Here is a 25,236-nt window from a genome sequence, read left to right as displayed (position 1 = left end):
CACGCCCGCCCCGCGGATGCAGCATGGTGTCGATGTGAACGGTCACACGATCACGTCACACGCAGCAGCAACCCTGACACCGAGGTCCAGATCAGTGATTCCGTCGATGACGACCAGCGCCCGAGCGGGCAGCCGATGAGCGCGCCCCCGCCCATCCTGGAGATGCGCTCCATCACCAAGGAGTTTCCGGGCGTGAAGGCGCTGAGCGACGTCTCGCTCACCGTGATGCCCGCCGAGATCCACGCGATCTGCGGCGAGAACGGCGCCGGCAAGTCCACCCTGATGAAGGTGCTCTCCGGCGTGTACCCGCACGGCACCTACACCGGAGAGATCTTCTTCCGCGGCGAGGAGGTGCAGTTCCGGGACATCCGCCAGAGCGAGCAGGCCGGCATCGCGATCATCCACCAGGAGCTCGCGCTCATCCCCGAGCTGTCGATCACCGAGAACATCTTCCTCGGCAACGAGATCGCCCGCGGCGGCCGGATCGACTGGTCGGCCGCGAAGCGGAAGGCGCTCGACCTGCTCGCCCGCGTCGGCCTCGCCGAAGACCCCGACACGCAGATCAAGCACCTCGGCGTCGGCAAGCAGCAGCTCGTCGAGATCGCCAAGGCGCTCGCGAAGGACGTGAAGCTGCTCATCCTCGACGAGCCGACGGCGGCGCTGAACGAGGACGACTCGCAGCACCTGCTCGACCTCATCCTCGGCCTCAAGGGCCGCGGCATCGCGTCGATCATGATCAGCCACAAGCTCAACGAGATCGAGCAGATCGCCGACGCGATCACGATCATCCGCGACGGCCACGCGATCGAGACGCTCGACGTGCACGGCGGCGACGTCGACGAGGACCGGATCATCCGCGGCATGGTCGGCCGCTCGCTCGAGAGCCGCTACCCCGACCGCACGCCGCACATCGGCGAGGTGTTCTTCGAGGTCCGCGACTGGACGATCCAGCACCCGCAGGTGCCCGAGCGGCTCGTCGCGAAGGGCTCGAACCTCGAGGTGCGCCGCGGCGAAATCGTCGGGCTCGCCGGCCTCATGGGCGCCGGCCGCACCGAGCTCGCGATGAGCATCTTCGGCCGCTCCTACGGCACCTACCTCGCGGGCACGATCGTGAAGGACGGCAAGGAGATCGTGCTGAAGGACGTCGAGTCCGCGATCGACCACGGCCTCGCCTACGTGAGCGAGGACCGCAAGGTGCTCGGGCTCAACCTGCTCGACACGATCAAGCGCTCCATCGTCTCCGCGAAGCTCCGCAAGATCGCCCGCCTCGACGTGGTCGACGAGTTCAAGGAGGCGCAGGTCGCCGAGAGCTACCGCAAGCAGCTGCGCATCAAGTCGCCGAGCGTCGACATGGGCGTGGCGAAGCTCTCCGGCGGCAACCAGCAGAAGGTCGTGCTGGCGAAGTGGATGTTCACCGACCCCGACCTGCTGATCCTCGACGAGCCCACCCGAGGCATCGACGTGGGCGCCAAGTACGAGATCTACACGATCATCCAGCAGCTCGCGGCGCAGGGGAAGGGCGTCATCCTCATCTCCAGCGAGCTGCCCGAGCTGCTCGGCATCGCCGACCGCATCTACACGGTCTTCGAAGGCCGCATCACCGACAACCTGCCCGTGTCCGAGGCGACCCCGGAGGCGCTCATGCGCAGCATGACCTCCGCGAAGAAGAAGGCGAACGCATGACCACTCCGACCGGCGCGACCCCCACGGGCGCCACGACGACCGGCGCAACGCCCGAGAAGCGGGGCGGCTTCGCCGACCTGCGCAAGATGTTCGGCAACGGCCAGTCGACGCTGCGCCAGTTCGGCATCCTCGGCAGCCTCGTCGTCATCATCGCGCTCTTCCAGCTGCTGACCTGGCTCATCAAGGGGACGGGCCTCACCCTCTCCTCGACGAACCTCATCAACGTCGTGAACCAGTACAGCTACATCCTGATCCTCGCGATCGGCATGGTGATGGTCATCATCATGGGGCACATCGACCTCTCGGTCGGCTCGGTCGCCGCGTTCACCGGCATCATCGTCGCCAAGGCCATGTCCGAGTGGAACCTGCCCTGGCCGCTCGCGATCGTGCTGGGCCTGCTCGTCGGCGCGGCCGTCGGCGCCTGGCAGGGCTTCTGGGTCGCGTACGTCGGGGTGCCGGCGTTCATCGTGACGCTCGCGGGCATGCTCATCTTCCGCGGCGGCAACCAGTGGATCGGCCAGTCGACCACCACGCCGGTGCCGGTCGAGTTCACCTACATCGGCGCGGGCTACCTGCCCGACGTTCCCGGCTCCCTCTTCAACTACGCGACGATGGCGCTCGGCGTGCTCGGCGCCGCCTGGATCGTCTACAACGAGCTGCACCTGCGCAGCGTGCAGAAGAAGATGGGCTCGCCCCAGGCGCCGCTGTGGGTCAGCATCGTCAAGGTCGTGCTGCTCGCGGGCGTCATCCTCTGGGCGGCGTGGCTGTTCGCGACCGGCCGCCCCGGCACGAGCTTCCCGATCTCGGGCATCATCCTGGTGCTCCTCGTCATCCTGTACTCCTTCATCACCCGCAGCACCGTCTTCGGCCGCCACATCTACGCGGTCGGCGGCAACCGCCTCGCGGCGACGCTCTCGGGCGTGAAGGACCGCCGGGTCGACTTCTTCGTGATGATGAACATGTCGGTCCTCGCCTCCCTCGCCGGCATGATCTTCGTCGCCCGCTCCACCGCCTCGGGCCCGCAGGACGGCAACGGCTGGGAGCTCGACGCCATCGCGGCCGTCTTCATCGGCGGCGCCGCGGTGTCGGGCGGCATCGGCACCGTCATCGGCTCCATCATCGGTGGTCTGGTGATGGCGTTCCTGAACAACGGCCTGCAGCTGCTCGGCGTCGGCGCCGACTGGGTGCAGATCATCAAGGGCATGGTGCTGCTCCTCGCCGTCGGCGTCGACGTCTGGAGCAAGAGCCAGGGCCGGCCGTCCATCCTCGGGCTGTGGTCGCGCCGCCGGCGCACCCGCCTCGAGGAGCAGGGGCCGACCGAACCGCCCGCCGTCGTGCCGAGCTCCGGCACCAACGAATCGTCCGAGCCCCGCGACGTCGCCCGGCTCTGACCCGGCATCCCGTCGCACTGTCCGCGGCGGATGCCGGAACGCACCTCCCCCTCTCGTGGCAGCCGCCCCGGGACACCAAGAGAAAGTGACTGATCAATGAAGAAGATCGCTCTCGCAGCCACCGCGGTCGCCGCGGCGGCAGCGCTCGCGCTCGCCGGCTGCTCTTCGGACCGCGGCGGCGGATCGAGCAGTGACGGTGCGACCGGTGCGGCCGGCTTCGCGGCGGACGCCACGATCGGCATCGCCCTCCCCGACAAGACGAGCGAGAACTGGGTGCTCGCCGGCGGGCTCTTCGAGGACGGCCTGAAGGCGGCCGGCTTCAGCCCCGACGTGCAGTACGCACCGGCCTCGAACACCGTCGCCGAGCAGCAGAACCAGATCTCGTCGATGGTGACGAACGGCGCGAAGGTCATCGTCATCGGCGCGAAGGACGGCAAGCAGCTCGGCACGCAGCTGCAGCAGGCGGCCGACGCGGGCGTGAAGATCATCGCCTACGACCGGCTCATCGAGAACACGCCGAACGTCGACTACTACGTCGCGTTCGACAACTTCAAGGTCGGTGAGCTGCAGGGCCAGGCGCTCCTCGACGGGCTCGCAGCCCGCTCGGGCCACGAGGCGCCGTGGAACATCGAGCTCTTCTCCGGCTCGCCGGACGACGCGAACTCGGCCGTGTTCTTCAACGGCGCGATGAAGGTGCTGCAGCCGAAGATCGACGACGGCACGCTCGTCGTCGCCTCGGGGCAGACCGACATCCAGCAGACCGCGACGCAGGGCTGGAAGGCCGAGAACGCGCAGAGCCGCATGGACTCGATCCTCGCCGCGAATTACACCTCGGCGAACATCGACGGTGTGCTCTCGCCGAACGACACCCTCGCCCGCGCCATCATCACCTCGGCGAAGCAGGCCGGCAAGGACATCTCGAAGATCACGGTGACCGGTCAGGACTCCGAGGTCGAGTCGGTGAAGTCGATCATGGCCGGTGAGCAGTACTCGACCATCAACAAGGACACCTCGCTCCTCGTCGAGCAGACGATCAAGATGATCCAGCAGCTCCAGAAGGGCGAAGAGGTCGAGGTCAACGACACCGAGCAGTACGACAACGGCGTGAAGGTCGTGCCGGCGTACCTCCTCGCTCCGGTCATCGTGACCAAGGAGAACGCGGCGGAGGCGTACGCGAACAACCCGAACCTGCTCGACATCGTCAAGCAGGCCGGCTGATCGGATCGGCAACGGCGTCCTGAGGGATGCCGGGGCAGACCCGAAGCCCGCACGACGGCTCCCGCTCCGGAAGGGGCGGGAGCCGTCGGCGTCCGGGGGCGGGCGGTGTCCCGGTCCGCCCCCGGACGCCGACGTCGCGGCTCAGTCGCCGACGCGCGCGGCTCAGTCGCGCGGCGGCAGCTGCTGCAGCGTCCAGCGATTGCCGTCGGGGTCGGCGAACGTGACGAAGCGACCCCACGCCTGTTCATCGACGCCCTGCGCATCGACGCCGGCCGCCCGCAACTGGGCGAGCGCGGCATCCGCATCGGCGATGACCGCCTGGATGACGTCGAGCGAGCCGGGGGCGAGGGACCCGCCGAGCCCCTCGCCGAAGGCGATCGAGCAGGCGGATCCCGGCGGGGTCACCTGCACGAAGCGCATCGACTCGCTGACGCGCACGTCGTGGTCGGCGACGAAGCCGCACTGCTCGACGTAGAACGCCTTCGCGCGGTCGACGTCGCTCACGGGCACGTGGATGAGTTCGATCTTGACGTCCATCTCGAGCGGCATGATGCCTCCTCTGCTTCGCGGGATGCGGTGGGGTCATCCGAGCACGATCCACCGACATCCGCCATCCCCATCGTGGCGGGCGGTGCGAGGATGGGGGCATGGCACTGCACATCACGGGGGAGCAGTCGGCCGACGAGCTGCTCTCGAACGACCCGTTCGCCCTGCTCACGGGCATGCTGCTCGACCAGCAGGTCGCGATGGAGACCGCCTTCGCCGGTCCCGAGAAGATCCGCGACCGGCTCGGCTCGATCGACCCGGCGACGATCGCGGCGACCGACCCCGAGCGCCTCGTCGAGCTCTTCACGCAGACGCCGGCGGTGCACCGCTACCCCGGCTCGATGGCCGGTCGCGTGCAGCAGCTCGCCGCGGCGGTCGAGTCCGAGTGGGGCGGCGACGCGAGCGCGATCTGGACGCGCGGCGAGCCGAGCGGCGCGGAGGTGCTGAAGCGGCTGAAGGCGCTGCCCGGCTTCGGCGAGCAGAAGGCGCGCATCTTCCTCGCACTGCTCGGCAAGCAGTGCGGGCTCGAGGCGCCGGGCTGGCGCGAGGCGGCCGGCGGCTATGGCGAGGCGGGCAGCTTCGCCTCGGTCGCCGACATCGTGAGCCCCGAGTCGCTGCAGAAGGTGCGCGCGCACAAGCAGGAGATGAAGGCGCAGGCGAAGGCCGCGAAGGCCGCCAAGGGCTGACCGCGGCCGCGCCCCGTACCGCGGTAGGGGGCGCGAACACCACCGGTGGGGGATGCCCCGCGCCGCCGCCGATGCGAGCATGGTGCCATGACCGACCCAGCCGCTCCCGCCGCTCCGCAGGCGCCCGCGCCGCCCGAGGGCTTCGTCGCGGCCGCCGCGGAGGCGCCGCCGAGCCCGGCGGTGACGGTCCGCCGGCGTCCGCGGCTCACCGAGACGGATGCCTGGCCGGGCCTCGTGCTCAGCTGGTTCGCCGTGATCTTCGTCGCCGTCGCGCTGTTCTCGGTGCTGGTGCCGGTGTCGGCCTCGCTCTACGGGGTGCCCGTGGCGGCCGCCTTCGGCGTCGCGCTGCTCGCGGCGGGCGGCCTGCCGCTCGCGATGCGCTGGGCGTGGCCCGGCGCGCTCGTCGGCCTCGGCGGGCAGGCGGCGTTCTTCGCGCTCGCCGTGCCGCCGCCCGGCGCGCCCTGGCCGATCAGCGTGCCGATGCTGCTCGCGCTCTGCGCCGGGCTCGTCATCCTCGCTCTGCGCGGCCGCTTCCTGCCGGCCGTCGTGCTGTGGGGCGGCACCGTGCTCGGCTCGATCGCCGCGGTGCTGCCGCCCGCCCGCGCCGAGGAGCCGTCGACGATCGCGGCGAGCTTCGTCACCGGCGCCGCGGTGAGCGCCGGGGTGCTCGGCCTCGCCTGGCTGCTGCGGGTGCTGCGCGCCCGCGTCGCCGACACGCTCGAGGCGGAGCGCCGAACGAGCGCCACCGAGCACGAGCGCCGGCTCGTCGCCGAGGAGCGCACCCGCATCGCCCGCGAGCTGCACGACGTCGTCGCGCACCGCATGTCGATCGTGCAGGTGCAGGCGACGAGCGCCCCGTACCGGCTGAGCGGCCTCGACGAGGCGGCGACCGCGGAGTTCGGCGAGATCGCCGCGAACGCGCGGGCCGCGATGGCCGAGATGCGGGAGCTCCTCGCGGTGCTCAGGGATCCGGACGCCGAGGCCGAGACGGCCCCGCAGCCTGGCTTCGCCGAGATCGGGCCGCTCGTGTCGAGCGTGCGCCGCGCGGGACTCGTCGTCGACGCCCGGATCGTGACGACCGCCCCCGTCTCGACCGCGGTCGGACAGGCCGCCTATCGCATCGTGCAGGAGGCGCTCAGCAACGTGCTCCGCCACGCGCCCGGCGCGGAGGCCGCCGTCGAGGTGCACGGCGACGCGACGCGCCTGCTCGTCGAGGTGGTGAACACGCCGGCCGCCGACGCCGCCGGCAGAGATCGGGCCGCCGCGGGGCGCCCCGACGGCGATGCGGGGCACGGCCTGCTCGGCATGCGCGAGCGCGCGCGTCTCGTCGGTGGCACGATCGAGACGGGGCCGACCGAGTCTGGCGGCTTCCGGGTGGCCGCCGTGCTGCCCGTGTTCGCCGAGGCCAGCCCTGGAGGAACCGCCGGATGACCATCACCGTGCTCGTCGCCGACGACCAGGCCATGGTGCGCGCCGGCTTCGCCGCCGTGCTCGACGCGCAGCCCGGCATCGAGGTCGTCGGCCAGGCCTCCGACGGCGCCGAGGCGGTGCGGCTCGCGCACGAGCTGCGGCCCGACGTGATCGTCATGGACGTGCGGATGCCCGGCATGAACGGCATCGAGGCCACCCGCGCCCTGCAGACCCCGCCGCGCTCGAGCGACTACGTGCCGCGGGTGCTCATGCTCACGACCTTCGACATCGACGAGTACGTGTACCAGGCGCTGCGCGCCGGGGCGAGCGGCTTCCTGTTGAAGGACGCGCTGCCCGACGAGGTCGCCCGCGCCGTGCGGGTCATCGCCGCCGGGGAGGCGCTGCTCGCGCCGAGCGTGACCCGCCGCCTCATCGAGGACGTGGCGAAGCAGACGCCGGCGCGTCCCGTCGACGAGCACCTGCTCTCGGCGCTCACGGAGCGCGAGCGCGAGGTGCTCGTGCGCATCGCCCGCGGCCGTTCGAACCAGGAGATCGCGGCCGAGCTCTTCATCGCGGAGCAGACCGTGAAGACGCATGTGAGCAAGATCCTGCAGAAGCTCGGGCTCCGCGACCGGGTGCACGCGGTCGTCTTCGCGTACGACACCGGGCTCGTCTCGCCCGCTCGCTGAGCGGCCCGGCGCGCCGAACGCGCGCCCCGCGGCATCCGACTGGCGGGCCATCCGCCGCCCCGTGCCCCCTACCGAGGTAGGGGGCACGAACCGTTCCACCGGGTGATGCCCCGGCCGGTGCCGCGTCCATAGCCTGCGGGAGCCGGGGGACGGACCGCCGGCGGAGGGGATCCCGATGCACGCGACGATCGAGGCGGGCGCCGCTGGACGCACCGCGACGGGCGCCACGCCGACGCGCGACACGGCGATCGACGCGGCGCGGGCGGGATGCCTCGCCGTCGTCTTCCTGCTGCACGCGATGATGGTCGGCGTGAGCGTCGGCCCCGGCGGGCCGGTGCTCGAGAACGCGCTCGAGGGCTGGGAACTGCTCGCCCCCGCGACCTGGGTCGTGCAGATCATGCCGCTCTTCTTCCTCATCGGCGGCTTCTCCGGCTGGACCGCCTGGCAGCGCCGCCGCGCCCGCGGCGTCGGCGCGGCGGGCTTCGTCCGCGACCGGATCACGCGGCTCGTGCGCCCAGCCGTGCCGCTCGTCGCCGTGGTCGGGCTCGCGCTCGCCGCGCTCGCCGCGGCCGGGGTGCCGGCCGAGATCGTGCAGACGGCGTCCTTCCGCATCGGCCAGCCGCTCTGGTTCCTCGCCGTCTACCTCGGCGCCTCCGCGCTCGTCCCGCTCATGGTGCGCCTGCACGAGTGGCGGCCGGGCGTGACGATCGGCGCGCTCGTCGGCGCCGTCGTCGCAGTGGACGCGCTGCGCTTCGCCACCGGCGTCGAGGCGCTCGGGTTCCTGAACCTGGCGTTCGTGTGGCTCGCGATGCAGCAGCTCGGCTTCCTGCTCGCCGACGGCACGATCGACCGGATGCCGGTCGCCGCGCGCCTGCGGCTCGCGGTCTGCGCGCTGGGCGGGCTGCTCGCGATCACCCTCTCCGGCCCGTACACGCCGGACCTGCTGCAGAACCTCAACCCGCCCACGATCTGCCTCGTGCTGCTCGGCACGGCGCAGCTCGCCCTCTTCTCGCTCGTGCGCCGGCCGCTCGGCCGCTGGGCGGAGCGTCGCGGCCCGGCCAGGCTCGTCGCGAGCTTCGGCGAGTGGGGGATGACGATGTACCTCTGGCACCTGCCCGCCTTCGTGCTGCTCGCGGCGGGGCTCCTCGCGGCGAACGCGAGCTTCGGCCTCGCGCTGCCCGAGCCGCTGAGCGCCGAGTGGTGGGCGAGCCGCCCGATCTGGCTCCTCGGCGCCGCAGCGGTCACCGCGCTCGCGGTGCGTGCCTTCTCCCGCTGGGAGCGCGGCTCGCGCGCCGCGGGTCGCGACGGCGACGGCGGGGCCGGGCGGATGCCGCGGGCGCGCGCGCTCGCCGAGGAGCTGCCGCGCGTGCCGGCCTGGCTGGCCGTCCCCGCCGGGGTGCTCGGCGTCGGCACTGCCCTCGTCGTGGGCTTCGCCCCGGCTCCGGCGATCGTCTCGCTCGCACTGCTCGGCGTCGCCCTGCTGGGCGCCCGGCCGCCGCGGGTGCACGGACGTGCAGGTCTCGCGGCGCGTGTCGGGGCGCGTGTCGACGCCGGAATGTCGGTGGTCGGTGGGAAGCTGGTGCCACAACACCAGATGTAGGGGTCGGCCCGGCGAGGGCCCCAAGTTCTTGGGGCTCGACGACACGCCGCGACACGCCGGGGCGACTGTCCACAAGGACTTTTTCCGGGGCGGTGGGCGTTGTGGATAACAGGGCCCGGAAGGGCGGATTTCCGCCGATCCGAGTCAGCCGGGCTGGGGAAATCCCGTGGATAACCCCGTGGATAACTACACGAATGTAACTACAGCATGTTGTGGCCGCCCCGCTGGGTGAACACAAGATGTAGTATCGAAGACACCAGCTAGAAACCGGGGGCGAGCTCCCCGAGGGGCTCGAGAGAACGAGGGGAAACCATGACGGTCACGGTCTACACCAAGCCTTCCTGCGTGCAGTGCAACGCGACGTATCGCGCCCTCGACAGCAAGGGCATCGAGTACGAAGTGCTCGACCTCTCTGTCGACGAGCAGGCGCTCGCGCAGGTGAAAGAGCTCGGCTACCTGCAGGCCCCGGTCGTCATCACCGACGACGGCCACTGGTCGGGCTTCCGTCCCGACAAGATCGACGAGCTGGCCGCCCGCCTCGCGTAGTCATGGCGGTCGGTGAGCTCCACGAGATCCGGCCGCGCACGACGTGAGGGAGGGGACATGACGAACCTGGTCTACTTCTCGAGCGTCTCGGGCAACACGCAGCGCTTCATGGAGAAGCTCGGCCGTCCGGCCGACCGCATCCCGCTGTACGCCCGCGATGAGCCGCTCCACGCCGACGAGCCGTTCGTGCTCGTCGTGCCGACCTACGGCGGAGGCGACGGCAATGGCGCCGTCCCGAAGCAGGTCATCCGCTTCCTGAACGACCCGGCGAACCGGGCGCTCATCCGCGGCGTCATCGGCGCAGGCAACACCAATTTCGGCACGGGCTACTGCCTGGCCGGCGACATCATCGCCGCCAAGTGCGCCGTGCCGCATCTCTACCGCTTTGAAGTATTCGGAACACCAGACGACGTTCGCGCCGTCGACGAGGGATTGGACGCATTTTGGCAAGCACAGCGGCAACGACTGACGGCGTAGCTCTGATCGAGGCGCCCCGGGGGTCGAGCGGAATGGACTACCACTCCCTCAACGCCATGCTGAACCTCTACGGCCCGAACGGCGAGATCCAGTTCGAGAAGGACCGCGAGGCGGCGCGCGAGTACTTCCTCCAGCACGTCAACCAGAACACCGTCTTCTTCCACTCGCTGAAGGAGCGGCTCGACTACCTGGTCGAGAAGGAGTACTACGAGCAGGCCGTCCTCGACGAGTACTCGTTCGAGTTCATCCAGAAGCTCAACGACTTCGCCTACTCGAAGAAGTTCCGCTTCGAGACCTTCCTCGGCGCGTTCAAGTACTACACGAGCTACACGCTCAAGACCTTCGACGGCAAGCGCTACCTCGAGCGCTTCGAGGACCGCGTCGTGATGACCGCGCTCGGGCTCGCCCGCGGCGACGAGCAGCTCGCGCTTGACCTCGTCGAGGAGATCATCGCCGGCCGCTTCCAGCCGGCCACGCCGACCTTCCTCAACACGGGCAAGGCCCAGCGCGGCGAGCTCGTCTCCTGCTTCCTCCTCCGCATCGAGGACAACATGGAGTCGATCGCCCGCGGCATCAACTCGGCGCTGCAGCTCTCCAAGCGCGGCGGCGGCGTGGCGCTGCTGCTCTCGAACATCCGCGAGTCGGGCGCGCCGATCAAGCAGATCGAGAACCAGTCCTCCGGCATCATCCCCGTGATGAAGCTGCTGGAGGACAGCTTCAGCTACGCCAACCAGCTCGGCGCGCGTCAGGGCGCCGGCGCGGTGTACCTCTCGGCGCACCACCCCGACATCATGCGCTTCCTCGACACCAAGCGCGAGAACGCCGACGAGAAGATCCGCATCAAGACGCTCTCCCTCGGCGTCGTCGTGCCCGACATCACCTTCGAGCTCGCGAAGAACAACGAGGACATGTACCTGTTCTCGCCGTACGACGTCGAGAAGGTCTACGGCAAGCCCTTCGGCGACGTGCCGCTCACCGAGAACTACCGCGACATGGTGAACGACGCGCGCATCAAGAAGACCAAGATCAACGCGCGCGAGTTCTTCCAGACCCTCGCCGAGATCCAGTTCGAGTCGGGCTACCCGTACATCGTCTTCGAGGACACGGTGAACGCGGCGAACCCGATCAAGGGCCGCATCAACATGTCGAACCTGTGCAGCGAGATCCTGCAGGTGAACACGCCGACGACGTACCACGAGGACCTCTCCTACAACGTCATCGGCAAGGACATCAGCTGCAACCTCGGCTCGCTGAACATCGCCCTGACGATGGACTCGCCCGACTTCGGCAAGACGGTCGAGACCGCGATCCGCGGCCTCACCTCGGTGTCGAACCAGAGCCACATCACCTCGGTGCGCTCCATCGAGGACGGCAACGACAAGTCGCACGCCATCGGCCTCGGCCAGATGAACCTGCACGGCTACCTCGCCCGCGAGCGCGTCTTCTACGGTTCCGAAGAGGGCGTCGACTTCACGAACATCTACTTCTACACGGTGCTGTTCCACGCGCTGCGCGCCTCGAACACGATCGCGATCGAGCGCGGCGAGGTGTTCGAGGGCTTCGCCGACTCGAAGTACGCCTCGGGCGAGTTCTTCGACAAGTACACCGAGCAGGCGTGGGTGCCGGCGACCGAGAAGGTGGCGGGCATGTTCGCCGACTCCGGCGTGCACATCCCCACGCAGGACGACTGGCGCGAGCTCAAGGCTTCCATCCAGGAGCACGGCATCTACAACCAGAACCTGCAGGCGGTGCCGCCGACCGGCTCGATCTCGTACATCAACAACTCGACGGCGTCGATCCACCCGATCGCCTCGAAGATCGAGATCCGCAAGGAGGGCAAGCTCGGGCGCGTGTACTACCCGGCCGCCTTCATGACGAACGACAACCTGGAGTACTACCAGGACGCGTACGAGATCGGCTACGAGAAGGTCATCGACACCTACGCCGCGGCGACGCAGCACGTCGACCAGGGCCTCTCGCTCACCCTCTTCTTCAAGGACACCGCGACGACCCGCGACATCAACAAGGCGCAGATCTACGCGTGGAAGAAGGGCATCAAGACCATCTACTACATCCGCCTGCGGCAGATGGCCCTCGAGGGCACCGAGCTCGACATGTGCGTGAGCTGCACGCTCTAACGGCTGGAACGAAGGACCCCCACCGATGACTCTCACCGATCCGGTCAACTCCGCGAAGAACGACCCGGCGCACGCCGGCAAGATCAAGCTCGTCGACCACGTCAACGCGATCAACTGGAACAAGATCCAGGACGACAAGGACCTCGAGGTCTGGAACCGCCTGGTGAACAACTTCTGGCTGCCCGAGAAGGTGCCGCTGTCGAACGACATCCAGTCGTGGAACACGCTGACGCCCGAGGAGCAGCAGCTCACGATGCGGGTCTTCACCGGCCTCACCCTGCTCGACACGATCCAGGGCACCGTCGGCGCGGTCTCGCTCATCCCCGACTCGCTGACCCCGCACGAGGAGGCCGTGTACACCAACATCGCCTTCATGGAGTCGGTGCACGCGAAGAGCTACTCCTCGATCTTCTCGACGCTCTGCTCGACGAAGGAGATCGACGACGCGTTCCGCTGGTCGGTCGAGAACGAGAACCTGCAGAAGAAGGCCTCCATCGTGATGGAGTACTACCGCGGCGACTCGCCCCTCAAGCGCAAGGTCGCCTCGACCCTGCTCGAGAGCTTCCTGTTCTACTCCGGCTTCTACCTGCCGATGTACTGGTCGAGCCGGGCGAAGCTCACCAACACGGCCGACCTCATCCGCCTCATCATCCGCGACGAGGCCGTGCACGGCTACTACATCGGCTACAAGTTCCAGCGCGGGCTGGAGCTCGTGAGCGAGGCCGAGCGCGAGGACATCAAGGACTACACCTTCTCGCTGCTCTACGAGCTCTACGACAACGAGGTGCAGTACACGCAGGACCTCTACGACGGCGTCGGTCTCACCGAGGACGTCAAGAAGTTCCTGCACTACAACGCCAACAAGGCGCTCATGAACCTCGGCTACGAGCCGATGTTCCCCAAGTCGGTCACCGACGTGAACCCGGCGATCCTCTCGGCGCTGTCGCCGAACGCCGACGAGAACCACGACTTCTTCAGCGGGTCGGGCTCGTCGTACGTCATCGGCAAGGCGGTCAACACCGAGGACGAGGACTGGGACTTCTAACTCCCTGCTTCTCGCGAACGAGGGGGCGGATGCTTCGGCATCCGCCCCCTCGTCGTGTCGGCGCCGGTCGTCGCCGGTGGGGCGCGGAGCTGGTTAGACTCCGAGTGCTATGCCGACGATCAAGGATGTTGCGCGTGAGGCGGGGGTGACGCACGCGGTCGTGTCCCGCATCCTCAACGAGGACCCGACGCTGACCGTGCGTCCGGAGACCCGCGAGCGGGTCCTCAGCGCCGCCGCTCGCTTGCAGTACATCCCGAACCACGCGGCGAGGGCCCTTCGCCACGCCAAGGCGGGCGCCGTCGGCCTCGCGGTGCACGACATCAGCAACCCGGTGTACAGCGAGATCATCGCCGGTGCCCAGACGGCGGTCGCCTCGCACGAGTCGGTGCTGATGCTCGCCGACGTCGACGAGTTGCACCGGGACGCGTCGGCGTTCAGCCGGATGATCACGAGCAAGGCGATCGACGGGCTCGTGTTCCTCCCGGCGGGCACCAGGGCGGACGAGGCGGTGCTCCGAGCCGCGTCATCCGCGCTTCCGACCGTCGTCGTGAACGACCGCGCGCCGGGGGTGCACAGCGTCAGCCTCGACGACGCCGCGGCTGCCAGGATGGCGACCGAGCACCTGATCTCGCTCGGGCACCGCGACATCGGCGTGCTGACGCTCGACGGCGACACGCATCGGCGCATCGACCGTCTGGCGGGGCACGAGGCGGCGCTTCGGGATGCCGGGCTCCGCAGTGAGGCGAACTGGATCGAGAACGGCGGGCACACCCTCGAGAGCGGGCGCTCGGGGCTGCATCGGATGGCGTCGCGCGGTCCGCTGCCGACCGCGGTCGCGGTCCACAACGCGACGGCCGCGCTGGGGGCGATGCGGGCCGCCGCCGAGCTGGGGCTCGCGGTCCCGCGGGAGCTCTCGATCATCGGGTTCCACGACATGAGCTTCACGGGATTCGTGACGCCGGCGCTGACGGTCGTGCGGCTCGCGCTGACCGAGCTGGGCGTGCGGGCGGTCGACGTCGTGTTCCAGCTCATCGGCGGCGAGCAGGTCGAGGAGACGTCGACCGTCGTCGATCCCGCTCCCGAGCTGGTGATCCGCGAGTCGACGGCGCCCGTCTCCGAGCGGTAGCGGCCCTCGGTTGACAGCGCTGAGAGCTCTGCCATACAGTCAGGTAAATCGTGTTACTAACGGAGCTCGACCACCCGGGAGCCTCCGTGCGCGCTTCGCAGTCAAAGGAGACCAACTGTGTCAGCAAAACCCTCCGGCAGGGGCAAGATCGTCGCGGCGGCGGCCGCTGGGAACTTCGTCGAATGGTACGACTTCGCGATCTACGGCTACTTCTCGCCGATCCTCGCCCGGGTCTTCTTCCCCGAGGCCGAGGGGCTCGTCGGCCTGCTCGCGACGCTCGGCGTGTTCGGCGCCGCCTTCGTGATCCGTCCCATCGGCGCGTTCGTCTTCGGCCATTTCGGCGACCGGCTCGGCCGCCGCTGGGTGCTGTCGTTCGTGATCCTGACCATGGCCGGCGCCACCTTCGTCATGGGGCTCCTGCCGTCGTTCGAGCAGATCGGCGTGTGGGCGCCGATCCTCCTGACGCTGCTCCGGCTCATCCAGGGCTTCTCCGCCGGCGGCGAGTTCGGCGGCGCGGCGTCGCTGCTCTTCGAGCACGCCGGCACCCGCAGCCGCGGCCTGATGGGGTCGGCGCAGCCGGCCAGCATCGTCGCCGCCCTCGCGGTCTCGGCCGGTCTCGGCGCGGCGCTGACCTCCTGGATGAGCGAGGAGTTCCTGAACGACTTCGGCTGGCGCATCCCGTTCCTCATCGCGCTCCCGCTCGGCGTCATCGGCTGGTACATCCGCCGGCACATCGACGAGACGCCCGCGTTCGTCGAACTCCAGGAGAGCGGCGAGGTTGCGAAGAGCCCGATCGCGGACGTGTTCCGCAGCAACTGGCGGATGATCATCGCCGGCACCGCGGCCATCGTCTCCTGGACGGCCGGCGGCTACGTGACGCTGCAGTTCCTGCCGACCTTCTTCAACGGCGTCCTGGAGCGGCCGATCTCGGCCGGGCTGACGGCGTCGCTCTGCGGACTCACCGTCTACGCGGGCTTCATCGTGCTGGGCGGCTGGCTGTCGGACCGCTTTGACCGCTGGAAGGTGATGCTCGCCGGCGCGATCGCGCTCGCGGTCCTCGCCGTGCCCTGCTATCTGCTGCTGATCGAGGGCTCCGTGCCGGCCGTCGGCGCGGCGATCCTGCTGTTCGCCGCCGCGCTCGGCCTCGTCGCCGGACCGACCCCCGCGATGCTGGCGGAGCTGACGCCCGACAACGTGCGGGCGACCTACCTCGGCATCGTGTACGCCGTCGCGAACGCCGCCTTCGGCGGCTTCGCGCCGTACATCGTGATCGCGCTGATCGATTCGACGGGGCTGCTGATCGCACCCGCCCTCTACCTGGTGGTCCTCGAGCTCATCGCGGTCGCCGGGCTGATCGGGATCGCGGTCCACATGCGGAAGAAGGGCCGTCGGGCCGCCGCTGCGCCCGTCGCGGCGACGGTGCGCTGAGCGAGGCCCCAGTCAGAATGAGGACGCCCCCGGAACTGGAGTTCCGGGGGCGTCCTCGCGCGCGCTACCTGGCGTCGAACCGCGGCGGCCGCTTCTCGACGAACGCGCGGATCCCCTCGGCGCCGTCGGCGGAGTCGAACAGGCGCGCGAGTGCGAGCTGGTCGGCCGACAGCGCGGTCTCCAGATCCTGCGAGCGCCCGGAATCGATGACCTGCTTCGCCTCGCGCAGGGCGTTCCGCGGTTGCGCGGCCAGTGCGCGAGCGAACGCCATCGTCTCGTCCGCCAGCGCCTCGCGCTCGAACACGCTGGTGACGATGCCGCGTTCGTGGGCCTCCTGGGCGGTGACGCTGCGGCCGGTCAGCACGAGCTCCTTCGTCCAGCGGGCGCCGATCTCGCGCACCAGGCGCTGCGGGCCGCCGCCGCCCGGGATGAGCCCGAGCTTGATCTCGGGCAGGCCGAACTTCGCGGTGGCGGCCGCGACGATGAAGTCGCAGCAGAGGGCGATCTCGAAGCCGCCGCCGAACGCGTAGCCGTTCACCGCGGCGATCGTCGCCTGCGGCAGGCGGGCGAGGTCGTCGAAGACCGCGCGGGAGCGGCGCTGGTACTCGGCGAACTCCTCGACCCCCGCGTTCGCGTACTCCTCGATGTCCGCGCCCGCGACGAAGCCCCGGCCGGTCCCCGTGAGCACGACGACCCGCACAGAGGGGGACTGTCGGATGCGGGCGAGCTCCGAGCCGATCGCCTGGACCAGCGTGCTCGAGAACGCGCCGAGCTTGTCCTCGCGATCGATGCGCAGCACGCGGACATGTCCGTCGTCCCGGACGAGGAGGTTCGGGTGCACGGCCGTCTCGCCGGTCGCGGCGCTCACGAGGACGCTCCGCCGAGCAGCTCGTCGATCTCCTGAGGGGTGAGGACTTCGCTCAGGATGTCGGCGGAGTGCTCGCCGACCCGCGGGGGAGCGAGTCGTTGACGCCACGGCGTCGCACTGAGGCGGATCGCCGAGCCGATCAGCTCGATCGGGCTGCCGCCCGGGCCGTCCACGGTGACGATCAGCTCCGAACCGTGCTCGCGCAACTCGTCGACGGCCTCGCGCGTGCTGCGCACCCGCGCCGCCCAGAGCCCGCTCGCCCCCAGCGTGTCGAGCCAGTGCTGCACCGGCTGCGTCCGGGTCACCGCCTCCAGGCGGTGCTTGACCTCGTCTCGATCCGACCACGGGTCGAGCGAGCCGAACTGCACCTCCGGCACCGCCGCCGAGACCGCCGGCAGCGACGCCATCGCGATCGCGAGCCAGCCGTCCCGGGCCTCGTAGATCCCGAACGGCGCCGAGAGCCAGGCCTGCCCGACGCCCGCTTCCGAGCGTTCGTAGTCCGCCCCCTGGTTCACGAAGGTCGAGATCTCCTGGCACTGCATGGCGATGGCCGTCGAGTACAGGTCGACCTCGACGCGCTGCCCGATCCCGTGCGTGTTCCTGGCGATGAGGGCGGCGAGGATGCCGTTCGCGAGCGTGAGCGCGGTGGCGTGGTCGACGATCGCCGTCCCGGCCGGCGTCGGCGGGTCGGAGCGACGGCCGCCGGCGGCCGCGAGGCCCGACATCGCCTGGATGAGCAGGTCCTGGCCGGGGCGGCTCTCGCGGGCGAAGACGGTGTCCTGGCCCCAGCCCGAGCCGGAGGCGTAGATGATGTCGGGCTTGACGGCCGCGAAGTCCTCGTAGCCGAGCCCGAGCCGCGCGAGCACTCCGGGCCGGAAGTTCTCGACGACCACGTCGCAGCTCTTGCCGAGCTCGAGGAGCGCCGTGCGGGCCAGCGGGTGCTTGAGGTCCAGGGCGAGCGAGCGCTTGTTCCGGTTCATCGCGAGGTAGGCGGCGGATTCGCCGTCGACGAGCGCCCCCATCATCTCGAGCGAGCGCTCCCACTCGCCCTCCGGGCGTTCCACCTTGATGACGTCGGCGCCGAGGTCGCCGAGGATCTGGGTGCCGAAGGGCCCGAGCATCATCTGGGTGAAGTCGAGGACGCGGATTCCATCGAGTGCCTGCATGCGGCTATCTCCGTTCTGGGGGTGGTACGGGGGTGCGGTCCTCGGCGGAGCCGAACCGCGCGCGGATCGCGGCGCGGTCGACCTTGCCGAAGCTGTTCCTGGGGATGGCGGGGAGCACGTGGATGCCGACGGGCTTCTTGTACGACGCGATGCGCGCGAGGCACGCCTCGCGCACCGCTCGGGCGAGGTCGTCGGGATGCCTCGGGGGATCGCCGGCGGAGCCGGGCTCGAGGACCACGACGGCGTGGACCGCTTCGCCCCACCGCTCGTCCGGGAGCCCGAGCACCGCGACCTCGGCGATGCCCGGCAGCTGCTCGATGACCTGTTCGACCTCGCGCGGGTGGATGTTGAAGCCGCCCGAGATGATGAGCTCGGAGCGGCGACCGCGGAGGTGGAGATAGCCCTCGGCATCCGTCTCGCCGAGATCCCCGGTGCGGAACCAGCCGTCTTCCAGTGCCGAGGCGGTGAGCGCGTCGCGCCGCCAGTACCCGCGCATGACCGTATCGCCGCGCACCTGGAGCTCGTCGTCGACGATCCGGTGCTCGATCCCCGGCGTCCAGCGTCCGGCCGACTGCAGGCGGGCTCGGGCCGCCGCGTCGTCGGGGGAGCCGGCGAGCCGGCGGGCCGCGCGGCGGTGGTCGTCGGGGGAGAGCACCGTCAGCGGCGCCAGCGCCTCGGCGAGCCCGTAGAACTGCACGAGCGAACGGGGGAAGTACCGGGCCGCGCGGACGAGCACATCGGTGGGGACCGGCGAGCCGCCGTAGGGGACCGCTCGGACCGAGGCGACGGCCTCGTCGCGACCGGGCAGCGCATCGACCAGTCGGCCGAGCAGCGTGGGCACGAGCGGCACCACGGTGCCCCGATGCGCTTCGATCGCGTCGAGCACCCGGTGCGGCTCGAAGGGGTCGACGACGACGGTGCGCGCGCCCCGCAGCATGCAGTCGAGTCCGATCGACCCGCCGAAGTGGGCCATCGGCGCGGCCAGGACCACGACGTCGTCACGAGTGATCGGGGGCAGCTGCGCGACCGCGCGACCGAGCTGCGCGAGCCAGGTGGCGTCGGTCACGACCACCCCCTTGGGTGCGCCCGTCGTGCCGGAGCTGTACATCAGCATCAGCGGATCGTCGGAGGCGCGGGGGAGGAGCGGGGCCGGAGTCGCCGCCTCGAGGAGGCGGCTCGGGATCGCGTCGCCGTCGTCGAAGGTCACGATGCGCGCTCGGCACGGCGCGGAGGCGAAGGCGGCGCGAAGCTCGTCGGCGCGGGCGGCCTCGCAGATCACGATCGCCGCCTCCGCGTCCGCGGCGATCGCCGCGACCTCGTGCGGATGGAGCCGGGAGCTCAGGGCGACGCGCACGAATCCGTGGCCGAGCAGGGCGTGATCCACCGCGCGGGCCAGCGGGCCGGTATCGAGGTGCACGACCACGCGATCGCCCGGCGCCGCGCCGGCATCTCGGAGGCGGGCGGCGATGCCGGCGGCGATGGCCGCGACCTCGGCGAAGCTGAACCAGCGCTCGCCCCAGCGCAGCGCGGGATCGTCCGAGTGCGCCTCGTAGCAGTCGCCGAGCAGCTGCGCGACGCCGGTCGCGCTAGTGCGCGACATCGGCCCACAGTCGATTGAGCGCCGTCAGGATGTCGGGTGCGCCGGTGCGCGCTCGCATCAGCTCGTGGATCGTGTGCGCCGCCGCCCGCTGGTACGCGGGGTAGCCGCGTCGGCGCGGACGCACGAACGAGCGCTGCATCGTCTTCGACGTCGCTCGGTAGAGCCCGCCTGCCGCGGCGTTCACCCGCTCGTCGTGCCAGGCGGACACGGTCGCCGGCTGCCCGCCCGCGCCGGCGTATACGCCGCGCTGCACCGCGTCGCTCGTCGCGAAGGCGACGAAGCGCGCGGCATCCTTCGGGGCGCGCGAGGATCGGGAGACGCCGAGCCCCACGCCCCCGGTGAGGGTGCCCACGGGCTCGCCGTCGAGGCTCGGGGCGTCGTGGAACGCGACGCGCGCCCGTCCGGGGCGATCGTGGGCGTAGGTGGAGTAGATGAACACCGATGGACAGTACACCGCGGCGCCGTCGCCGGACAGCTCGTCGAGCACCTGCACCGGGTCGAGGTGGAAGGAGCGGGGCGAGGTCAGCGCGGTGAGCTCCCTGAGCAGCTCGAGGGCGGGGACGCCGACCTCGGCCGCGATGCCCGCCGCCGTCCACCAGGCCGGACCCGATTCGAAGTCCGGCTGGAGGCCTGGTCGGTGCGCCTCGCAGAGGGACAGGAAGGTGCCCCAGAGGTGGGTGGGGTTCGCCGTCAGGAGGGCGCGTTCGGGGCCGAGCTCCTGGAGGAGCCCGACGACCTGCGCCCATCGGCGAGGGTGATCGCCTTCCGCGAGCGCGCCCGCCCTGGCTGCTCCGACCATGCAGGCGGCGTCCACCGGGAGGGCGTAGTACTCGCCCCGCCACTCGTAGCTCGCGAGGCTGTGGCCGACGAAGCGCTCGCCGCTGGAGCCCAGTTCGGCGTGCGGCACGAGCGACGAGAGCGGGGCCAACGCGCCGCTCGCCACGGCATCGCCGACGAACGGATGGTCGATCGCGAGCAGGTCGTAGTCGGCCGCGAGGAGCTGCAGCGGCACCTCTTCGAACTCGTGGAGCGGTCGCGCGTCCCAGTGCAGGCGGAGCTCGGGCCGCTCCGCCTGGAACGCCGCGCTCGTGCGCTCGATCGAGTCCACGGCCCGCGGATGGTCCCAGGTGATCCCGCGCAGCACCGTCGTCGAGCTGGCTGGGTTCTCCGTGACACTGGTCTGCACTCCTGCGACTCCCTCGTCCTCGTCGGCCTTCTACGTAAAGTAACACGTTTTATCAATCGGAATGCGTCGATGGATGCGCCGATGGATGCGCCGGCGCCGGCGGGCCCAGGCGGCGGGTCAGCCGGCGCTCGGAGCCTCGCCGGCCCGCCGCGCCCGCGCGACCGCGAGCATGGCCGCGATCGCCACGAGCCCCGCCGCCGCGGCCAGGAGGGCGAACCCGCCGAGCGCGCGGTGCACGGCCGCACCGATGACGGCGCCGCCGGCCAGGGACCCCCAGAGCAGCAGCGGGCGCCGCCACGCCGTGCGGGACCGCCCGGTGACGAGCGCCGCGAGCGCGAGGCCCAGGCTCACGAGCGTGCCGGTCGCGTAGGTGATCGCGACGCGTGCACGGCCCTCGGCGAGGAACAGGGTGTTGAGTGCGCCCATCGCAGCGGCGAGGAGGCCGAACCTCCAGGCGGCATCGGGATCGGCGAGGCCGAACGCGGCGGCCGCGGCGACGGCTGCAGCGGCTGCGGCGACGATCCAGGCGCGCCTCGTGCCGTGTGCGCCGAATACGCCGCCGAGGGCGACGCCGACGACGAAGGCCGCGACGAGCGCCAGCGGCAGCAGGGCGTCGGCGAGTCCGACGTCCCAGAGCTCGACTCCGGCCTGCGTCGAGTTGCCGCTCATGAAGGAGACGAACAGCCCGCCCGTCTCGATGAAGCCCACGGCGTCGACGTAGCCGGCGACGAGTCCGAGCGCGACGGAGAGCGCGATGCCGCTCCGCGAGACCTCCCGCACTCGTCCTCCGTTCCGCGTCATCCGTCAGGCTACCGCTGGCCAGGCTCGCCAGTGGGCGAGCGTAGGCTCGAAGCATGCGCCTCACCGGAACCATCCGCCCCACCGCCACGACGGAACTCGTCGCCGAGGGGCACGACCGCGGCTCCGCGTACGACGCGCTCGTCGCGCTCGTTCCGGCCGGGCACGTGCTCGTGCAGGCGCATTTCTCCATGAAGGAGGGGGTGACCACCGCGAAGGGCGTCATCCGGCCGGACCGGGTCGAGGCGATCGAGGCGGAGGGTCCCGACTACGCGACGGCGAACGCCGCCCTCGAAGCGGCGGTGCCAGACGGGTACGTGCTGCTCAATCGCGTGCCGGCGTAGCAGCGGCGAGCTCCGCCGCCTGCCGCGCGAGCGCGTGCGAGAGCGCGGTGACCTCGTCGCCGAGGCCGGTCCAATCGTCGGGCGCGACGCCGAGGTAGCCGTCCCTCGCGCGGTCCATGAGCGCCCGGTCGGCGGGACGGAGCGTCGCCGCCACGGCGGCGGCCGCGACATCCTTCGGCACGATCTCGCCCCCGGTGCGCAGGGTCGTGACGATGCGCGCGAAGGCGAGCAGCGTGTTGCGCTCGTCGCCGACGATCTCCTCGAGGATGTCGGGGATGATCCCGAGCATCGCGTCGGTGAGCGCGGACATCGGCACGGGCTGGACGATCTCGGCGAGCGGCGCGCCGCGCAGCACGCGGTGCGCGGTCTGCGCGGTCGCGAGCAGGATCGGCACGTCGGGGTCGACGGTGGGCTCCAGCACCGAGCCGGCCGCGAGCTCGGCGCGCAGCCACTCGCCGAACTGGTAGTCGTGCACCGCCGGCTCGGGCCAGCGGCCATCCGCCCCGATCACCACGCAGGTGAGTTCGAGCGAGCGCCCCTCGGCCGCCTCGGGGAACGTGTCGGCGTGCCCCGACCAGCCGGAGGAGTCGAGCAGCACGCGGGTCAGCTCCTCGCGTTCGCTCGTCGTCAGCGAGCGCCTCGTCAGCACCAGGAGGTCGATGTCGCTGTCGGGCCTGAGGCCGCCCGACACGGACGAGCCGTACAGGTAGACACCGGCGAACTCACCCGGCACAGCACGATCGAGGTGGGCGAGCACGGGTTCGAGGAGTCCGTCCATCCTCCGACGCTAACAAACCGACCGACCGGCCTGGATGATTTCCGCTGACGGCAGATCCTTACTTCCGCTTCCCGACCCCGATCGCGTGGCCAGGCCCGCCTGATCGGCAGCGCTGGTCCGGCGGTCACGTGCGGGCGGTCCGGCAGTGGCACTACGACGGAGGTAGTGGTCACTCTTCGTCAGCTCAGCTCAGCTCAGCTCAGCTCAGCTCAGCTCAGTGCTGCGAGTCGGGCCGTCCGTCTCCTGGTCGAACATCTCGATAGCTCGGTCCGCCTTTCCCGGTGCCTCGACCTCAGATCGAATGTGGAGGGCGAGCTGCGGTGGACGACGTCGGTTCCATCGGAGCGGGTTGTTCTCGCGATTCATCCGCTGCCACGCACTGCAGAAGATCTGGAGATCGCCGAACTCGCAGGCACCGTTCACCCTGGCTCGGAGATTGCCTCTGCGCCTAGAGGCTGAAGAGGGCGAGCACGGTGCAGGACAGCATCAGGGCAGCTCCTGCCCAGAATGGGACGGGATGCTCCCGAGCGATGCGACGGAGTTCAGCCATCAGGTCCACGTTGCCTCCGCCTCCGGCTCATATCTCTCGCTCGCGCGCCCGGACTGGCTGGGAGCCTGCATTCACCCGCCCCTCTGGGGCCGTAGTCGCCGGTCTGCTGAGCTTGGATGTCGCCGCTCCAGGTTCTTGCTCTGCTTCGACTTTCCGCTCGTCCACGACCCCTTTTCGGGTCGGGTGTGAGAGAAAGTTTAGAGGCAATTGCGCCTGAGGTGGAAACACTAAACGACCGACCCTACTTCCGCTTCTTCCCGACCCCGATCGCGTCGCCGTCGCGGCCCACGACGACCTCGCCGCGGAATCCGGTGCGCGCCTTGCGCTTCCAGACGGCGTCGCGCACCTCGCGGATGCCGGCGGGCACGAGGTGGCTCAGCACGAGCGTGCCGACGCCGGCTCGCGTCGCGAGCTCGCCGAGCTGCTCGGACCGCGTGTGCGTGCGCGAGAACGTCTCGGCGAGGCGCGGGTTGATCGCCGCGAAGTAGTCGTGGTCGTACGCCTCGTGCACGAGCACGTCCGCGCCCTGGGCGAGTCGGACGAGGTTGTCCGAGGGGGCCGTGTCGCCGCTCACCACGACCGAGCCGTCGGCGGTGTCGAAGCGGAAGGCGAAGGAGGGGAAGACCGGCGGGTGGTCGACCAGGATGGCGCTGACGCGCACGTAGCCGTCGTCGAGGATCTCGAACGGCTCCATCGCCGGTACCCGGTTCGTCGTGCTCGCGCCGACGTCGGGCAGCTCGAGGTCGTGCGGGGCGATCACGTTCCAGATGTCCGGTTTGCGGCTCTCCGCCATCCGCGTGTTCAGGTCGTAGGCGGTCGCGGCGACCGCGGTGCGCAGGAAGTCGGTGAGCCCGGGTGTCGGCGCGTCCGGCTGCTGCACGGGGGCGCCCGGCGCCTGGGGGGCGGCGCCGGCGGGGCCGGGGCCGTAGACGTCGACGCGCTGCGAGATGTTGCCGCGCGCGCCCGGGGCGCCGTAGTTCAGCCAGAACAGGTTGTAGACCTCGGCGAGGTGATCCGAGTGCAGGTGGGTCACGAACACCGCGCGGATCTGCTCCATCGCGAGGCCGGCCTGGGCGTAGGCGGTGACGGCCCCCGGTCCGAGGTCGACGAGGTAGACCCGGTCCTCCACCACGATCGCGGTGCAGATGCCGAGCCGGCCGTCCTGCGGCGGCGGCCCGCCGGCGGTGCCCGCGAGCACCACCCGGGTGCGGTGGTGCGGCGCCCGGAGCGGAGACGCCGCGGCGGGCTCCGCGCCGAGGGCGAGGGAGCCGGCGCCGAGCGCGGCGGCCCCGGTGAGCATGCCGCGTCTGGTGAGCTGCGAGCGCGATCCGGCGTCAGGCGTCATGGGCTGATCCTCCATTGGATTCAGTATCCAAAGCACCATAGCGAGGATGCCTCGGCCTGGGCAAGCGCGGATTCCGCGTCGCGGCCGGATGGCTCAGGAACGCGCTCGGGGCCCCTGCCGCAGTCGCTCGGTCTCGTCGCGGTTGAAGTCGGCGGCGCGCGCGAGGAACTCGGTGGCGAAGCGGATCTGCTCCTCGCTCAGGGTGTCCAGGTAGTCGTTCCAGCGCGCCGCGACGGCGCCGTAGACCGGCCCGACCTCCGCGAAGACGGCCTCAGGCACCGCGGACACGAGCACGCGCCGACGGTCCGCCGCGTCCCGACTGCGGGTGACGAAGCCGCCCCGCTCGAGTCGGTCGAGCATGGTGGTGATCGCCCCGCCGGCGGTCAGGCCGGTGCGCTGCGCGAGCTCGCCCGGGGTGGCCGGGCCGTCGCTCAGGAGCAGGCCGAGCGCCTGGAGGTCGGTGCCGTTGAGTCCGGCGGAGCGCGCCACGGCGTCCTGGAACAGCACGGCGTGCGCCATGAAGTCGCGCATCGCCTCGGCGTGCTCCGCGATGGCGCCCGCGCGGCTTGAGGAGGAGTCGGCCACCTGATAACCTCTCTAAAATAGAGAGACTCGAAC

23 protein-coding genes are annotated in these 25,236 nt (G+C 70.5%); 14 read left to right on the top strand and 9 right to left on the bottom strand.

The features are described from left to right. Positions 1 to 135: 135 nt before the first annotated feature. The 3 genes from mmsA (at position 136) to MTP13_RS01190 (ending at position 4,292) form a co-directional block, all read left to right on the top strand. Complete coding sequence (gene mmsA / locus MTP13_RS01200) at positions 136 to 1,683, top strand: multiple monosaccharide ABC transporter ATP-binding protein (RefSeq protein ID WP_243569256.1); 1,548 nt, start codon at positions 136 to 138, stop codon at positions 1,681 to 1,683. Continuing rightward, positions 1,680 to 3,074, top strand: a complete 1,395-nt coding sequence (mmsB, locus tag MTP13_RS01195) for a multiple monosaccharide ABC transporter permease (RefSeq protein WP_243569255.1) — start codon at positions 1,680 to 1,682, stop codon at positions 3,072 to 3,074. Before mmsA ends, mmsB begins: the two co-directional genes overlap by 4 nt. Before the next feature lie 96 nt (positions 3,075 to 3,170). Next, positions 3,171 to 4,292 carry a substrate-binding domain-containing protein gene (locus MTP13_RS01190; protein WP_243569254.1) on the top strand — a complete coding sequence of 374 codons (1,122 nt, stop codon included), beginning with the start codon at positions 3,171 to 3,173 and terminating at the stop codon, positions 4,290 to 4,292. 162 nt (positions 4,293 to 4,454) lie between these two features. Here MTP13_RS01190 and MTP13_RS01185 read toward each other — a convergent pair whose 3' ends face one another. Next, positions 4,455 to 4,829 carry a VOC family protein gene (locus MTP13_RS01185; RefSeq protein WP_243570897.1) on the bottom strand — a complete coding sequence of 125 codons (375 nt, stop codon included), beginning with the start codon at positions 4,827 to 4,829 and terminating at the stop codon, positions 4,455 to 4,457. 110 nt (positions 4,830 to 4,939) lie between these two features. Between MTP13_RS01185 and MTP13_RS01180 the strand changes: the two genes are divergently transcribed. The 10 genes from MTP13_RS01180 (at position 4,940) to MTP13_RS01135 (ending at position 15,983) form a co-directional block, all read left to right on the top strand. After that, positions 4,940 to 5,524, top strand: coding sequence for an HhH-GPD-type base excision DNA repair protein (locus MTP13_RS01180; protein ID WP_243569253.1), 585 nt, complete (start codon positions 4,940 to 4,942; stop codon positions 5,522 to 5,524). An 87-nt stretch (positions 5,525 to 5,611) separates the two neighbouring features. After that, positions 5,612 to 6,955 (top strand): sensor histidine kinase, encoded by a 1,344-nt coding sequence (locus MTP13_RS01175; RefSeq protein ID WP_243569252.1) that lies wholly within the window; start codon positions 5,612 to 5,614, stop codon positions 6,953 to 6,955. Further along, on the top strand, positions 6,952 to 7,623 hold the full coding sequence (locus MTP13_RS01170) for a response regulator (RefSeq protein WP_243569251.1): 672 nt from the start codon (positions 6,952 to 6,954) through the stop codon (positions 7,621 to 7,623). Before MTP13_RS01175 ends, MTP13_RS01170 begins: the two co-directional genes overlap by 4 nt. Positions 7,624 to 7,798: 175 nt before the next feature. Beyond that, positions 7,799 to 9,223, top strand: a complete 1,425-nt coding sequence (locus MTP13_RS01165; RefSeq protein WP_243569250.1) for an acyltransferase family protein — start codon at positions 7,799 to 7,801, stop codon at positions 9,221 to 9,223. A gap of 312 nt (positions 9,224 to 9,535) precedes the next feature. Then, the gene (gene nrdH / locus MTP13_RS01160; protein ID WP_189085724.1) at positions 9,536 to 9,769 is read left to right on the top strand and encodes a glutaredoxin-like protein NrdH; all 234 of its coding nucleotides are present in this window, start codon (positions 9,536 to 9,538) and stop codon (positions 9,767 to 9,769) included. A gap of 57 nt (positions 9,770 to 9,826) precedes the next feature. Beyond that, positions 9,827 to 10,246 carry a class Ib ribonucleoside-diphosphate reductase assembly flavoprotein NrdI gene (gene nrdI, locus MTP13_RS01155; RefSeq protein WP_243569249.1) on the top strand — a complete coding sequence of 140 codons (420 nt, stop codon included), beginning with the start codon at positions 9,827 to 9,829 and terminating at the stop codon, positions 10,244 to 10,246. Positions 10,247 to 10,278: 32 nt separating this feature from the next. After that, positions 10,279 to 12,384 carry a class 1b ribonucleoside-diphosphate reductase subunit alpha gene (gene nrdE / locus MTP13_RS01150; RefSeq protein WP_243569248.1) on the top strand — a complete coding sequence of 702 codons (2,106 nt, stop codon included), beginning with the start codon at positions 10,279 to 10,281 and terminating at the stop codon, positions 12,382 to 12,384. 25 nt (positions 12,385 to 12,409) lie between these two features. Then, positions 12,410 to 13,429, top strand: a complete 1,020-nt coding sequence (nrdF, locus tag MTP13_RS01145) for a class 1b ribonucleoside-diphosphate reductase subunit beta (RefSeq protein ID WP_189085727.1) — start codon at positions 12,410 to 12,412, stop codon at positions 13,427 to 13,429. A 109-nt stretch (positions 13,430 to 13,538) separates the two neighbouring features. After that, positions 13,539 to 14,555, top strand: coding sequence for a LacI family DNA-binding transcriptional regulator (locus MTP13_RS01140; protein WP_243569247.1), 1,017 nt, complete (start codon positions 13,539 to 13,541; stop codon positions 14,553 to 14,555). 117 nt (positions 14,556 to 14,672) lie between these two features. Next, positions 14,673 to 15,983, top strand: a complete 1,311-nt coding sequence (locus MTP13_RS01135; protein WP_243569246.1) for an MFS transporter — start codon at positions 14,673 to 14,675, stop codon at positions 15,981 to 15,983. A 64-nt stretch (positions 15,984 to 16,047) separates the two neighbouring features. On the opposite strand, the gene MTP13_RS01130 is transcribed toward MTP13_RS01135, so the two are convergent. The 5 genes from MTP13_RS01130 to MTP13_RS01110 all read right to left on the bottom strand — a co-directional run bounded on the left by MTP13_RS01130 (position 16,048) and on the right by MTP13_RS01110 (position 21,604). Beyond that, positions 16,048 to 16,851, bottom strand: coding sequence for an enoyl-CoA hydratase/isomerase family protein (locus MTP13_RS01130; RefSeq protein ID WP_243569245.1), 804 nt, complete (start codon positions 16,849 to 16,851; stop codon positions 16,048 to 16,050). Further along, positions 16,848 to 18,017, bottom strand: a complete 1,170-nt coding sequence (locus MTP13_RS01125; RefSeq protein ID WP_243569244.1) for a CaiB/BaiF CoA transferase family protein — start codon at positions 18,015 to 18,017, stop codon at positions 16,848 to 16,850. The genes MTP13_RS01130 and MTP13_RS01125 overlap by 4 nt, the downstream gene beginning before the upstream one ends. Positions 18,018 to 18,021: 4 nt before the next feature. Beyond that, on the bottom strand, positions 18,022 to 19,617 hold the full coding sequence (locus MTP13_RS01120; RefSeq protein ID WP_243569243.1) for a class I adenylate-forming enzyme family protein: 1,596 nt from the start codon (positions 19,615 to 19,617) through the stop codon (positions 18,022 to 18,024). Further along, complete coding sequence (locus MTP13_RS01115; protein ID WP_243569242.1) at positions 19,604 to 20,803, bottom strand: extracellular solute-binding protein; 1,200 nt, start codon at positions 20,801 to 20,803, stop codon at positions 19,604 to 19,606. Before MTP13_RS01115 ends, MTP13_RS01120 begins: the two co-directional genes overlap by 14 nt. Before the next feature lie 117 nt (positions 20,804 to 20,920). Continuing rightward, complete coding sequence (locus MTP13_RS01110) at positions 20,921 to 21,604, bottom strand: YoaK family protein (RefSeq protein ID WP_243569241.1); 684 nt, start codon at positions 21,602 to 21,604, stop codon at positions 20,921 to 20,923. Positions 21,605 to 21,657: 53 nt separating this feature from the next. Here MTP13_RS01110 and MTP13_RS01105 point away from each other — a divergent pair, with 53 nt between their 5' ends. Continuing rightward, positions 21,658 to 21,945 (top strand): hypothetical protein, encoded by a 288-nt coding sequence (locus MTP13_RS01105; protein ID WP_243569240.1) that lies wholly within the window; start codon positions 21,658 to 21,660, stop codon positions 21,943 to 21,945. Here MTP13_RS01105 and MTP13_RS01100 read toward each other — a convergent pair. The 3 genes from MTP13_RS01100 to MTP13_RS01090 all read right to left on the bottom strand — a co-directional run bounded on the left by MTP13_RS01100 (position 21,926) and on the right by MTP13_RS01090 (position 25,203). Beyond that, complete coding sequence (locus MTP13_RS01100) at positions 21,926 to 22,723, bottom strand: aminoglycoside adenylyltransferase domain-containing protein (protein ID WP_243569239.1); 798 nt, start codon at positions 22,721 to 22,723, stop codon at positions 21,926 to 21,928. The genes MTP13_RS01105 and MTP13_RS01100 overlap by 20 nt on opposite strands. 791 nt (positions 22,724 to 23,514) lie before the next feature. Then, positions 23,515 to 24,618 (bottom strand): MBL fold metallo-hydrolase, encoded by a 1,104-nt coding sequence (locus tag MTP13_RS01095; protein ID WP_243569238.1) that lies wholly within the window; start codon positions 24,616 to 24,618, stop codon positions 23,515 to 23,517. A gap of 93 nt (positions 24,619 to 24,711) precedes the next feature. Beyond that, complete coding sequence (locus MTP13_RS01090; protein WP_243569237.1) at positions 24,712 to 25,203, bottom strand: MarR family winged helix-turn-helix transcriptional regulator; 492 nt, start codon at positions 25,201 to 25,203, stop codon at positions 24,712 to 24,714. Positions 25,204 to 25,236: the final 33 nt, after the last annotated feature.

The sequence above is a fragment of the Agromyces soli genome, from assembly GCF_022811605.1.
Classification (GTDB): Bacteria; Actinomycetota; Actinomycetes; order Actinomycetales; family Microbacteriaceae; genus Agromyces; species Agromyces soli.
Note: the sequence above shows the minus strand (reverse complement) of the source record. Positions and strands in the feature narration are given on the sequence as shown.